The sequence below is a fragment of the Subsaximicrobium wynnwilliamsii genome (assembly GCF_007997225.1).
In the GTDB taxonomy this organism is placed as follows: Bacteria; Bacteroidota; Bacteroidia; order Flavobacteriales; family Flavobacteriaceae; genus Psychroserpens; species Psychroserpens wynnwilliamsii.
In genome coordinates, this window is the sequence record NZ_VORM01000005.1 from 198,025 (window position 1) to 210,704 (window position 12,680).

The 12,680-nt window shown below is 42.3% G+C and carries 9 protein-coding genes; 3 read left to right on the top strand and 6 right to left on the bottom strand.

Annotated elements, in window-relative coordinates; all coding sequences use genetic code 11:
- Positions 1-53 precede the first annotated feature (53 nt).
- Positions 54-1,592, bottom strand: coding sequence for a YifB family Mg chelatase-like AAA ATPase (locus ESY88_RS06705; RefSeq protein WP_147085756.1), 1,539 nt, complete (start codon positions 1,590-1,592; stop codon positions 54-56).
- Positions 1,593-1,891: 299 nt separating this feature from the next.
- Here ESY88_RS06705 and ESY88_RS06710 point away from each other — a divergent pair, with 299 nt between their 5' ends.
- From ESY88_RS06710 to ESY88_RS06725, 3 genes are all read left to right on the top strand, one after another.
- A complete protein-coding gene (locus ESY88_RS06710) occupies positions 1,892-2,128 on the top strand; it encodes a type II toxin-antitoxin system RelE/ParE family toxin (protein ID WP_147085757.1) in 237 nt (78 codons plus the stop codon).
- A gap of 316 nt (positions 2,129-2,444) precedes the next feature.
- Complete coding sequence (locus ESY88_RS06720; RefSeq protein ID WP_147085758.1) at positions 2,445-2,747, top strand: HigA family addiction module antitoxin; 303 nt, start codon at positions 2,445-2,447, stop codon at positions 2,745-2,747.
- Between the two features lie 495 nt (positions 2,748-3,242).
- Positions 3,243-4,712: an SLC13 family permease gene (locus tag ESY88_RS06725; RefSeq protein WP_147085759.1), complete on the top strand. Its 1,470-nt coding sequence runs from the start codon at positions 3,243-3,245 to the stop codon at positions 4,710-4,712.
- 144 nt (positions 4,713-4,856) lie between these two features.
- Here the strand turns inward: ESY88_RS06725 and ESY88_RS06730 are convergent, their stop codons facing one another.
- The 5 genes from ESY88_RS06730 to tilS all read right to left on the bottom strand — a co-directional run bounded on the left by ESY88_RS06730 (position 4,857) and on the right by tilS (position 12,560).
- Complete coding sequence (locus tag ESY88_RS06730; RefSeq protein ID WP_147085760.1) at positions 4,857-5,852, bottom strand: aldose epimerase family protein; 996 nt, start codon at positions 5,850-5,852, stop codon at positions 4,857-4,859.
- Positions 5,853-5,864: 12 nt separating this feature from the next.
- The gene (locus tag ESY88_RS06735; protein WP_147085761.1) at positions 5,865-6,824 is read right to left on the bottom strand and encodes a YheT family hydrolase; all 960 of its coding nucleotides are present in this window, start codon (positions 6,822-6,824) and stop codon (positions 5,865-5,867) included.
- Between the two features lie 784 nt (positions 6,825-7,608).
- Positions 7,609-9,468 (bottom strand): CocE/NonD family hydrolase, encoded by a 1,860-nt coding sequence (locus ESY88_RS06740; protein ID WP_147085762.1) that lies wholly within the window; start codon positions 9,466-9,468, stop codon positions 7,609-7,611.
- 145 nt (positions 9,469-9,613) lie between these two features.
- Complete coding sequence (ade, locus tag ESY88_RS06745; protein WP_147085763.1) at positions 9,614-11,257, bottom strand: adenine deaminase; 1,644 nt, start codon at positions 11,255-11,257, stop codon at positions 9,614-9,616.
- A 4-nt stretch (positions 11,258-11,261) separates the two neighbouring features.
- Positions 11,262-12,560 (bottom strand): tRNA lysidine(34) synthetase TilS, encoded by a 1,299-nt coding sequence (tilS, locus tag ESY88_RS06750; RefSeq protein ID WP_147085764.1) that lies wholly within the window; start codon positions 12,558-12,560, stop codon positions 11,262-11,264.
- Positions 12,561-12,680: the final 120 nt, after the last annotated feature.

The window sequence follows — 12,680 nt, forward strand, 5'->3', positions numbered from 1 at the left end:
GTTCATCATGAGACTCCTGCCCCTACCTATCGGTAGGCGGGTGCGCAGGAATTTTAGCCCAGCCAGCCTTCCCGATCCATGCTTCTGTATTGAATGGCCTCACTAATGTGCGATCCGTTGATATCGTTTGCAGCTTCCAAATCGGCAATGGTTCTTGAGACTTTTAAAATACGGTCATAAGCCCTTGCGGAAAGGTTTAATCGTTCCATAGCGGTTTTTAGCAGTTGCATGGAGGCGTCATCGAGTTTGCAATGTTTTCTAATTTGCTTGGTGTTCATTTGGGCGTTGTAATGCACGGTTTCAGAATCTTCAAAGCGAAGGGTCTGAAGCTCACGGGCGGCAGTCACTCGTTTTCTGATGTCCACTGAAGACTCGCCCTTACGCTCATCTGCCAATTTCTCAAACGGAACCGGCGTGACTTCAATATGGATATCGATACGGTCCAATAAAGGGCCAGAAATCTTGCTGAGATAACGCTGCATTTCGGCTGGCGACGAGGTAACAGGAGACCCCGGATCGTTGAAATACCCACTCGGACTCGGGTTCATACTCGCCACCAACATAAAGGACGAGGGATAAGTGACCGTGAACTTTGCTCTGGAAATGGTTACCTCCCTATCCTCCAAAGGTTGCCGCATCACTTCCAGCACCTCACGTTTGAATTCTGGCAATTCATCCAAAAACAGAACCCCATTGTGTGATAAGGAAATTTCTCCCGGTTGCGGGTAACTGCCGCCGCCAACCAGGGCGACGTTCGAAATTGTGTGATGTGGACTCCTAAACGGCCGCTGCGCCATCAATCCCGTATGTGCCTTAACCCGCCCAACGACGGAATGAATTTTTGTGGTTTCCAAAGCTTCGTGCAAGGTCATGGGTGGCAAAATGCTTGGCAACCGTTTTGCCAGCATGGTTTTTCCCGCGCCCGGCGGCCCGATAAGAATGATGTTATGTCCGCCAGCGGCTGCAATTTCCATGCAACGTTTGATACTTTCCTGACCCTTGACATCACTAAAATCGTGTTCGGGAAAATCGAGATTTTTGTAGAATTCTTCGCGGGTGTTGATGATGGTTTGTTCCATTGGTTCGTTTCTATCGAAAAAACCGATGACTTCAGAAATGTTTTCGACGCCATATACTTCCAATCCGTCAACAATAGCGGCTTCCTTGGCGTTTTGCTTCGGAAGGATAAATCCCTTAAAACCCTCCTCCTTAGCTTTCACAGCAATGGGAAGCGCACCTCTAATGGGTTGTAGGTTTCCGTCGAGCGCCAACTCGCCCATGATAAGGTATTTTTCCAGTTCTTCCGCCTTGATTTGATCGGTGGCCACGAGGATGCCAATGGCCAAAGTGAGGTCGTAGGCAGAACCTTCCTTACGCAAATCGGCAGGAGACATGTTGATGATGATTTTCTTTCCGGGAATTTTATAACCGTTGTTCTGCAAAGCTGCAGCGATACGGAAACTGCTTTCTTTTATGGCGTTATCTGGAAGTCCCACCAAATGGTAACCAATTCCAGAATCTACATTGACTTCCACAGTAATTGTTGTGGCTTCAACGCCAAACACCGCACTCCCAAATACTTTTTTCAGCATAATCTGTTGGTTTGCTTAAATGTACGTAAATAATTAGGATGGGATTAAATTGGGTAAAAAAATTGTATGGTTTAATTTTAATTTGATTTTTCCAAAAATATCTAAAATCACTTGAACTTAGTATTGTCAAAAAAATACAGCAGTCTAAGTAGCTTTTGTTTGACCCCCTAATGCTGAACACATACCTAGTCAAGCAGTTAAACCTTATTTTTAGTTAACACTTAATAGATATCATTTTCTAAAAAATAGTTCAAAATGATCAAGTTTACTTACTTTTGGCGTTAGTAACATAAAACGATATGATTACATCCTTTGGTTCAAAAAATACCCAGAACATTTGGAACGGGGTTAAAATCAAGACACTGCCAATTGACATCCAAAACACAGGACGAAGAAAATTGAGAATGCTGAACAATTCCCAGGATATTGCAGATTTAAGAATTCCGCCATCAAACCGGCTTGAAAAATTGAGTGGAAAATTAAGTGATTTTTACAGTATCTGGATTACTAAATCACTATGGCCTTTAAGTTCATAGGTTTTTTGAAACAGACTGAAAGTCTGTTGAATTCGTGAAATGAATAGTATCTCACTGTGAACGCGTTTAGATAACAAGCGGTTTCGTGAAAACCTACCTACCTACCTACCTACCTACCTACCTACCTACCTACCTACCGGCCAGGCAGGTTCGTGAAATTCGTGGCAAAGCATTTTTAGAAGCTAAAGCGAAATGCACTAAAATACATAGTTTTAACTCTATTTGAGACCAATAAACAATGACGAATTATTTTCATTTGGGAAAAAGGAAATGCAAGTCAAGTAGAAATAATCGATTACCATTAAGACACAAAAACATGGAAAAATTAGCAAATATACATCCTGGCAAAATATTAAATCAAGAATTTCTTGAGCCTTTAGAGATTACCGCTTATCGACTCTCAAAAGATTTGAGCATCCCGCAGACGCGCATATCGGAAATTATAAAAGGAAAACGCCGAATTACTTCAGACACCGCTTTACGATTGAGCAAGTATTTTGGAAATTCAGCCAAATTCTGGCTCGGTCTCCAAAATGATTTTGACATCGAAGAAGGACAGCAATCAAAAGCATCGGAATTGAATCAAATCAAACATTACAGCGATAAAAACGTCGCATAATTATGCTTCACTTGGCGTACGTCAATCTTTTGTCCAATGCATGTTCAAATTGGCGTTTAGTTGTTAATTTAAGTCTTCTTAAGCCAAAACCGCATCAATCACAGCCTCTAAATTCTGGTGCGTCGAAAGCCCTTCTAACCATTTAGAAGTGGTTTCATGGTCTAGAAATGTGTTTAAGCCCCCGTGAGATTGTGTTTTTGAACTGTTGCAATTGTTTAACGACTGCTTCCAAATTATGCAACAATACTATCGGCGACACTTTATCTTCCGTAAACTTAAAGGCGATTTTGCCGGTAAGGTCTAAGCATTTGAGATAGTTGGTCTTGGTGCTAATGGCGTATCGATCTCCAATCTGCCAAAGTCGTCATTGACGAAATTTTAGTGTTTTTACTAAAAGCGGAACAGCCACGATAATGTACGAACATTACTGGCGCCAAATAAAATCTTCTAGTCTGTGGTTAATTTTAATACCTTAGTCTGTTTAAAAAGCCATCCATGACTCTTACCAAACGCATCGGCCTCCTATTGGGTCCGCTTTTATTCGTTTTGATTATACTGTTCTTCAAACCGGAAGGCCTTTCAGCCGAAGCCAATGCCGTATTGGCATCCACCGCCTGGATTGCGGTTTGGTGGATTACCGAGGCCATCCCCATTGCCATTACTGCCCTATTGCCCATTGTGCTGTTTCCTTTGACTGGCGGATTGGAGCTCTCCACTACCACCAGCGCTTTTGGGCATAAATATGTATTTTTATATCTAGGCGGGTTCATTATTGCCATCACCATCGAAAAATGGAATCTCCACCGCCGTATCGCACTCAATATCATAAAGATCATAGGTAGCGATGTGCGCAAGATCATCTTGGGTTTTATGGTGGCGACCGCTTTTTTATCGATGTGGATTAGTAATACCGCAACCTCTGTGATGATGCTGCCCATTGGTATCGCCATCATTAAACAACTAAAGGACAACCCTGATACTGCCGAAGATGAAAACGAGATTTTTGGCAAAGCGCTTATGTTGGCCATTGCTTACAGTGCCTCCATTGGTGGCATTGCGACACTCATTGGCACTCCTCCCAATTTGGTTTTGGCCGGCGTTGTGCATGATATTTACAACTATGAAATCACTTTTTTGCAATGGTTTATATTCGGGTTTCCCATTTCTATGTTGCTGCTTTTTATCTGTTGGAAATACCTTACCAGTGTCGCCTTTACATTTAAACAGAAAACTTTTCCCGGCGGAACACAGGAAATCAATCGGCTTCTAAAAGCCCTCGGGAATATTAGTTATGAAGAGAAATTGGTGTCTATCATTTTTGCGCTAACCGCCTTTTGTTGGATTACACGTTCCTTCTTGTTGCAAGGCTTTTTGCCTGCTTTAGATGATACCATCATTGCGGTCTTTTTCGCAATTGTACTGTTCCTGATTCCGTCTAAGGACAAAAAGGAGCGTTTGATCAATTGGGACGAAGCCGTAAAATTACCTTGGGGCATCATTTTGTTATTTGGTGGCGGCATGGCCTTGGCCCAAGGTTTTGAGAGCAGCGGACTCGCAGCTTGGATTGGCAGCCAGATGACCTTATTCGCTGGTGTGACCACGATCTTATTGATTTTCCTGTTGATTGCCGCAGTCAACTTTTTAACTGAAATCACCTCCAACTTAGCCACAACTGCCATGTTATTGCCCGTTTTGGCACCCATGGCAATCACTGTTGACATACACCCATTTATCTTAATGGTTGGTGCAGCGGTTGCAGCATCCTGTGCATTTATGCTACCTGTGGCGACGCCTCCCAATGCGGTGGTCTTTGGTTCGGGCTATTTGCGCATTCCAGATATGGTAAGCAAAGGGATTGTGATGAATGTGATTTCCATCATTGTGTTGACTTTATTCGTGTATTTTGTGTTGCCAGAGCTTTGGGGTATTGTGGTTGAGGGGTTTCCGGCAGAATTAAGGCAATGAGAAAAAAGAATATAGATCCTACCGGCAGGCAGGCGCTGCGCTCTTAAAATCAAGAACTAAGACCTGAATGTTTAACGATGTCATAGTCGAAATAGTCGTTAGGTTAGTGCGAAAACTTTGTCAATTCAAGCTTAATGCGACTTGTTAAAATTCAGATCCTTCCAAAGTAAACCCAAAAACCGTTCTGTTCTCATACGTTTCACTTGGCAGTAAAAGGCTCGAAGGGAAATGAATGTTGTTGGGCGCATCGGGATAATTCTGGGCTTCGAAGCAAATCGCCGGATAGTCTGTATAGGTCAAACCTTCCTTAAACGATAAATTACTGAAGGCTTTTGGTGTGAAAATAACAAGCACCGGTTGGTTGGTGCCCACGGTCATTTTAATACCAGTCTCCTCGGAAATGAGTGTGGTGGAAGCTTCTTCAGCAGTCAAAATAAAAGTATCGTCATAACCTGAAAAATCGTCACGCCCCAATTTGGAAAGTTCCATACGACTTCTGTTCGTTTCCAAGGAATACAACTCTTTACCAGTGGGAATTGTGTGTTCATCCACTTCCAAATAACGATCACTTTGCACCTGAAGCTGATGCTCAAGTACCGATCCTTCTCCGTTGAGGTTAAAATAAGCGTGGCTGGTCAAATTGACATGCGTCGGCTGGTCTGTGGTTGCTTTGTAGGTAATGATGAGCGCATTGGTTTCAGTAAGTTGGTAGGACACACTGACCTGCAAATTTCCCGGATACCCCTCTTCGCCATCCTCACTATGGTAAGTCAAGGTCATCATAGGATTTTCATCCCGAATCACTTCCTCAAAATGCCAATAGCGTTTGTCAAATCCTTTGAAACCGCCGTGCAAATGATGTCCGTTACGTTGTGAAAGCTCATAAAAGGTGTCGTCAATGGTGAATCCACCCTTTGAAATCCGTCCCGCATATCTACCAATAGAACTCCCCAAACATCGGTTCTGCTCCAAATAGTCTTCCTTAAGATAATCCAATGGCGAAGACAGGCCAACAACCACTTCGGTTAGGCCATCGTTTTTGTTGGGTACCTTCAAACTCAAAATGCTTGCCCCAAAATTGGAGACATGGAGTTCCATGCCATTTCTGTTGGTTATAATAGCCGTTTTTAGTGTTGACATTTTTGTGAATTATCAGATGACAGAATTAACAAATTCCAAAGCGCGTTTCTCATTGTAATATACATTGTTCTTTAAAATAAACCCAACATGTCCGCCATATTTTGGCATTTCCAAATAGACATTATCATTCTTTTTGGCGACTTTTATTGGGTAGCATTCCGAAGATAAAAACGAATCATTCAAGGCATTGATGATGAGCGTTGGCACGATGATATTTTTTAGAAACTGGAGACTGCTGCATTGCGTGTAATAGTCCATCGCATCTTTGAAACCGTGTGCTTTTGAGCTGTAAAACTCATCAAACTCTCTTAATGTTTTGATTTGATCCAGGTCTTCATCTTTCAGTCTATCAGGGAATTGCTTTTGTTTGATTCGCAATTTATCAAGCAAGTGTTTTCTAAACCGAATTGCAAAGGCTCTATTCTTCATTTTATGCAACTCGGTAGCAGAACCGTCTAAATGCATTGGTACCGAAATGGCTATGGCCGCTTTGATTTGCTTCGGAAGCATTCGGTCTTCACCCAAATATTTTAGAATCACATTGCCGCCGAGACTGACGCCTTTTAAAATGATTTTCGAATAGTTTTTCTGCTGAAGGCAATGCTTGACCACGTCATCCAGATCATCGGTTGCGCCAGAATGATAACTCCTATAAAAGCGATTGTCCTCACCGCTACAGCCTCTAAAATTCATGCAAACCGCATCCATCCCATTTTGGTTGAACAACTTCGCAGCACCGGTCACATAGGGACGCTGGGCATGACCTTCAAGACCGTGCAAAAGAATAATCAAGGTATCTGAAGAGCTTTCAGCATAACTCCAATCCAAATCCAAAAAATCACCATCCCGAGTATCCATGCGCTCGCGTTGCTGCTCAAGTGGCACTTTACGAACCAAACCAGAATATATGGTGGCTAGAAATCCGTTTTTGAATTGAAAAGGTGGTTTGTAGGTAGAATCTAATATTGGCATTTTTTTTAATCAGTTATCGGTTATCGGTTATCGGTTGTGTGTTGTGTGTTGCCCGTTATCTGTTGTCTGTTGTCTGTTGTCTGTTGTGTACTGCGAAAAGTAAGAACTTCTCGAGGTAATCATTATCTATTATTTTCATTTAAACTTCATAACAATTCCCAACACATTGCAAATTAAATTTTACAGTAAGCTAGTTTGAGAGAGACTTCACTTCATTGCCATTAACCAGGAATCAGGATTCAAATATATCTCTGTGCTCACTCCGCGTATCTCAGCGAAACAACCTTGATTACTTCGCCATAAAACAATAAGCTCCGACTTAAAATAGGTCTCTGCGACTTATGCTCGCCGATGAAAGCCAAGCCAAGCCAACACAATTAAACTAGAATCAGAACTCAATAAAATCTCTGCGCAGCTCTGTGCTCACTCCGCGTATCTCAGCGAAACAACCTTGATTACTTCGCCATAAAACAATAAGCTGCGACTCCAAATAGGTCTCTGCGACTTATGCTCGCCGATGAAAGCCAAGCCAAGCCAACACAATTAAACTAGAATCAGAACTCAATAAAATCTCTGCGCCGCTCTGTGCTCACTCCGCGTATCTCAGCGAAACAACCTTGATTACTTCGCCATAAAACAATAAGCTGCGACTCCAAATAGGTCTCTGCGACTTATGCTCGCCGATGAAAGCCAAGCCAAGCCAACACAATTAAACTAGAATCAGAACTCAATAAAATCTCTGCGCAGCTCTGTGCTCACTCTGCGTATCTCAGCGAAACAGCCACTACTCCAACACCATAAATTCAATAGCCGAATCATTATAAACCTTATGGGTTTGTTTCTTAAAGTCGGCTTCTGTTGCTTCAAATATATTATCGACATAGGTTTGCGGATTCACATCTATATAAGGAAACATCGTGCTTTGAACCTGTACTTGTATCTTATGCCCCTTCTTAAACGTATGGAATACATCCTGTAATTTCAAAGGCACCGCCGTTTTTTGATTTGGTACAAAGGGTTCGGGCTGGCTCATGCTATTTCTAAATCGGCCTCGTATCACTTCACTGCGCAGCATCATGTGATAATTGCTCAGTTTTAAGTGGTCTTGAACATCGCTGGTGTTTTTGGTATCTGCAGGAAACACATCTATTACCTTTACAACCCAATCGGCTGCTGTGCCTGTTGTTGAGACGTTAAGCGTCGTTAAAATAGCGCCTGCAAGCGTGATGTCTTTTTCCAATACTTCAGTTTCAAAAACCAAAACATCAGGACGTCTGGCAGCAAAACGCTGATCGTCGGTCATGAACTTTCTTGGTGTGAACACCACTTTAATAGCTTCGGAATAAGGTACTGGCTTTTTGGGATCGCTTACAAAATCGGAAGTCGCAAACATGCGATTGGCCTGTTGGGTCAATTGTTCGTAAGGCTGCATAAAGTAGGTTTGTTTTTTGACGTTCTTTGGCGGCCAGCTGTCAAAAGACTCCCATTCTTTGGTGCCTGTATTGAACATTCTGGCTTCTGGTAATGCACTTGTTTCGACGCCCTTCAAATATTTGTTGAAAAATTTGGTCTCAATCTCCTTTTGAAAATAATCGGATAGACCGTCCCCAAAATCAATATTTCCTATAACCTGTCGGTCTGAGCCTCTCGCCCAATCCCCATGGCTCCAAGGTCCAAAAACAACGGTGTTTTCGTTAGTGCTGTTTTCTTCAATGGTTTTGTAAGTGGTAAACGGACCGTATAAATCTTCAGCGTCAAAAAGTCCGCCCACAATCAATGTCGCAGGTTTTATGTTTTTTAAATGCTGAATGATGCCTCTGCTCTGCCAAAATTCGTCATAGTTGGGATGTGCTTGAATTTGATTCCAAAATACATTTTCATCGCCATAGTATTGGTCTAGATTACTCAAAGGCCCAGCATCTAAAAAGAATTGATACTGATCTTCGGTTCCTATTTCGGGAAACTTATACCAAGCTTCTTTGGTTGGCTGATCTTTCATGTACCCAAAAACCGAAGTCGCTCTCCAATAGCTCAACAAAAATGCACCATTGTGAATAAAATCATCAAAAAAGAAATCGGCGATACAGGCTTGAGGTGAAGCAGCCTTCAAGGCGGGATGTCCCGATAATAAAGAGTAAGTCGCATAAAACCCAGGATAGGAGATACCCCAAGTGCCCACATTGCCATTATTGTTTTCAACGTTGTTGATCAGCCATTCAATCGTGTCATAGGTATCACTGGCTTCATCCACTTCATTGCCGGTTTTATTGGGAATATAAGCCCGCATGTTATCATAAACACCCTCGCTATTCCAGCGCCCACGAACGTCTTGGTAAACCATGATGTTACCTTCTTTCATAAGGTACTCATTGGGTCCAATCTTTTTACGAAATGTAGTTTCACCGTAAGGCTGGCTGCTGTAGGGCGTTCGCATCATAAGCATTGGGTAGCTTTGAGCCTTGTCCTTAGGCGTGTAAATGCTGGTGTGCAAATGGATGCCATCGCGCATCTCAATCATGACCTCTTGCTTGTTGTAATGGTCTTCAACCTGATAGGTTTGAGTACTTTTTGATAAGGTTTCCTGAGAAAAAACGGAAGATGTCGTGACCAAAAACGCCACAACCAGACATTGTATAAATTTCATAGATGTTTTTTAGACCCTAAAGATATGTAAAATTATTACTTCTATTTTCCTGAAACCGTATCAAATCGTCGCACATCTTGGGGATTACCAAACGGCACAAATCAGAAACCATCATAAATAACCATTTTTGTGGGCACAGAAAAAATCAATCCACCTCAAGTGAGACAAACTCAAAAGCTTTGCCGTCAAACAAGCCCTTATCGCTTAGCTTTAAGGACGGAATTACCAACAAAGCCATAAACGACAATGTCATGTAAGGCGCATTCAAACTGCTTCCCAACTGTTTCGCCATACGATCCAAATCGGCGTATTGCCTTCCAATGGTCGCGCCGTCTTTATCACTCATGATGCCTGCCACTGGCAGCGGTACAATTTTTTCCATCTTCTCGGCAGACAGGTCTTCGGAAGAGTTCACGGCACAAATCCCACCTTTGTTTTTGATGATGAGATTGACTGCTTTGCACAGCATCTCGTCAGAAACGCCAACGGCAACGATATTATGTGAGTCATGACCTACAGATGAGGCGATAGCACCTTCCTTCAAACCAAAATTCTTGATAAACCCCAAGGCTGGCGCATCATCATTATAACGGTTTACCACTGCCATCTTTAAAACATCGGTTGCGGTGTTTGAAATGAGGTTTCCGTTTTTGATAGTGGTCTTTTCAATAAGCTGGTTGGTTACCAATTGCCCTTCCATAGCTTCGATAACGCGAATGTGTTTGGCTTCGGAAGGCAACCTAAACGCTGAAACTTCTTTTTCTGAAGTATTGAAATTATTGAGATTTTCAAAAGGCAGGGATTTCAATTTAGAAACCCCATGTTCACTTACCAAATGGCCATCAATATAAGTTTCAAGCACTTTAAAATCGGTTAGATTCTCGACAACGATGAAATCTGCTGCATCGCCAATTTCCAATTGACCAAGCTCTAGATTATAATGCTTTACTGGATTCACACAGGCTGCCTGCAATACCTGAAACACATCCATACCCTTAGCAACGGCTCTAGCGCACAAGGTATTGATATGACCAATCATCAAATCATCGGGATGTTTGTCGTCACTGCAGAACATGATATTTTCAAAATGCTCGGGCAACAAATCAATCAAAGCCTCAAAATTCTTGGCTGCACTCCCCTCACGAATCAGGATTTTCATGCCTTTGTTCAACTTTTCCAGACCTTCTTCATAGGTAAAACACTCGTGATCTGTAGAAATGCCGGCATTGATGTATTTTGTAATGTCATCTCCCAAAACTCCAGGCGCATGGCCATCAACCGGTTTTTGATAGTGTTTGGCCCAGGCGATTTTTTTAAGCACTTCGGGATCATCAAATAAAACGCCAGGATAATTCATGAGCTCGGCAAGGTATTTTATGTCGGGATTTGCCATCAATTCTTTGATCCCTTCGGAATCGATTACAGCACCTGCCGACTCAAAAGTGGTCGCAGGCACGCAGGAAGGCGCACCAAAGTTGAACTTAAACGGACTTTGTTTCCCGTTTTCAATCATGAAATTTACGCCTTCAATGCCGAGCACATTAGCGATCTCATGAGGATCGGAAACGGTTGCCACCGTACCGTGAGTTACTGCTATTCGAGCAAATTCGCTGGGCACGAGCATTGAACTTTCAATATGAATGTGTGCATCGATAAAGCCCGGCATGATATAGTTTTCCACATCATGGTCTTGCGCTTGGATGGCTGTGATTTTACCTTCAATAATACTTACTTCTCCTTTATAGATGCGCCTGTTTTTAATATCGACAATGTTTCCTTTGATCTTCATGGATTCAATCTTTTGGCGTTCCAAACTCCTTGGAAGGTACAGCCAGTTCAATTTTTAAAATATGTTTCGTTTGTTCTGTCACTTTAAACCGCTCATCGGCTCGCATTCCAATTACCCAGACGATTTTGTCTTGAGAACACAAGAGCCAAACCTGTTCCTTCTCAATGAGCGATAGTTTTTCGTCCTTGAAAAATTTACTGAGCTTCTTTTTGCCAGTCATACCGAAGGGATGAAAAGCATCCCCAGTTCCCCATTTGCGCAGTTTCAACGGATATTTCAGGCGGTCTTTATCAACAAAAATAGTGTTGTTAGTAAGCGCCGAAATTTCAGCATTTTTCTCAAAAGTGACTGTTCCTGCAGGTGTTTGGAGGGTTTCAGTTTGAGCTGAGATTAGAATTTCTTTATGCTGGCCCTTTTCAGAAATTTCTGTTAAGATCAAATAATCCCTATCCTTCAATAAACAATGTGTTGCTGAAAACACTTGTTTCCCAGATTGTGCATCGAGTAAATCGCTAACATCCTCCCAGGCTTTGAACCCGTAATCTTTCAACAGTTCGTAAAGATATGCCTTGGGGTTTTTCAACGTTTTCAATTCGGAAATACGGTATTTTGAAATTGCGTTTTCAGAAGAATCAATGGCACGCTTTGAGAGCGCCTTGATGCTATCATCGATGATTTCGGAAGCAGCGTTGAGGTGTTCTAAGGTTGTTTTAAAATTTTTATGCAATTCAGGATTGATGTCCTTTAAGATAGGAATCACTTCGTGTCGCAATTTATTGCGAAGGTATTTGTTGGTCGCGTTGCTGCTATCCTCCTGCCATCGTATCTTGTGTTCATGCGCATAATGTTCTAAAGCCTCACGAGAAAAAGGAAGCAACGGCCTTACGATGTTGCCATTCACTTCAGGAATCCCTGTCAAGCCTTTTAAGCCAGTGCCCCTACTTAGATTGATTAAAACCGTTTCGAGGTTATCACCGGCGTGATGCGCGGTTAGGATGTAGTCAAAACCCAGACTGCTTGATACTTCAGAAAACCAGTTATAACGTAGTTCTCGTGCTGCCATTTGTATGGAAAGTTTCTGGTTTTTGGCATAAGCTTCGGTGTCAAAACTTTCTATAAAAATTTCAAGGTCTAGGTTTTCAGCCAATTCCAAAACGAAATCCTCATCGCTGTCGCTCTCCATTCCGCGGAGATTGAAATTACAATGCGCCAAAGCAAAACTGAGGCCCAACTTATGGCACAAATGTGTCAATACCACACTGTCCAAGCCGCCAGAAATGGCTATGAGCAGTCTGCTTTCCATGAGGAAACTGAGGTTTTGGCGGATATGTGAGTCGAATGCTGTTTGCACGTTTCAAAATTATTATACAGGAATTACGGCGAATTTATATGAATTATTACGAATTGCCACGTTTTTGAACCA

What these genes read in the sequence shown, in the direction of transcription:
- ESY88_RS06705 (WP_147085756.1), bottom strand. Translation starts at nt 1,592, where the DNA reads ATGCTGAAAAAAGTATTTGGGAGTGCGGTGTTTGGCGTTGAAGCCACA.
- ESY88_RS06710 (WP_147085757.1), top strand. Translation starts at nt 1,892, where the DNA reads ATGATTACATCCTTTGGTTCAAAAAATACCCAGAACATTTGGAACGGG.
- ESY88_RS06720 (WP_147085758.1), top strand. Translation starts at nt 2,445, where the DNA reads ATGGAAAAATTAGCAAATATACATCCTGGCAAAATATTAAATCAAGAA.
- ESY88_RS06725 (WP_147085759.1), top strand. Translation starts at nt 3,243, where the DNA reads ATGACTCTTACCAAACGCATCGGCCTCCTATTGGGTCCGCTTTTATTC.
- ESY88_RS06730 (WP_147085760.1), bottom strand. Translation starts at nt 5,852, where the DNA reads ATGTCAACACTAAAAACGGCTATTATAACCAACAGAAATGGCATGGAA.
- ESY88_RS06735 (WP_147085761.1), bottom strand. Translation starts at nt 6,824, where the DNA reads ATGCCAATATTAGATTCTACCTACAAACCACCTTTTCAATTCAAAAAC.
- ESY88_RS06740 (WP_147085762.1), bottom strand. Translation starts at nt 9,468, where the DNA reads ATGAAATTTATACAATGTCTGGTTGTGGCGTTTTTGGTCACGACATCT.
- ade (WP_147085763.1), bottom strand. Translation starts at nt 11,257, where the DNA reads ATGAAGATCAAAGGAAACATTGTCGATATTAAAAACAGGCGCATCTAT.
- tilS (WP_147085764.1), bottom strand. Translation starts at nt 12,560, where the DNA reads ATGGAAAGCAGACTGCTCATAGCCATTTCTGGCGGCTTGGACAGTGTG.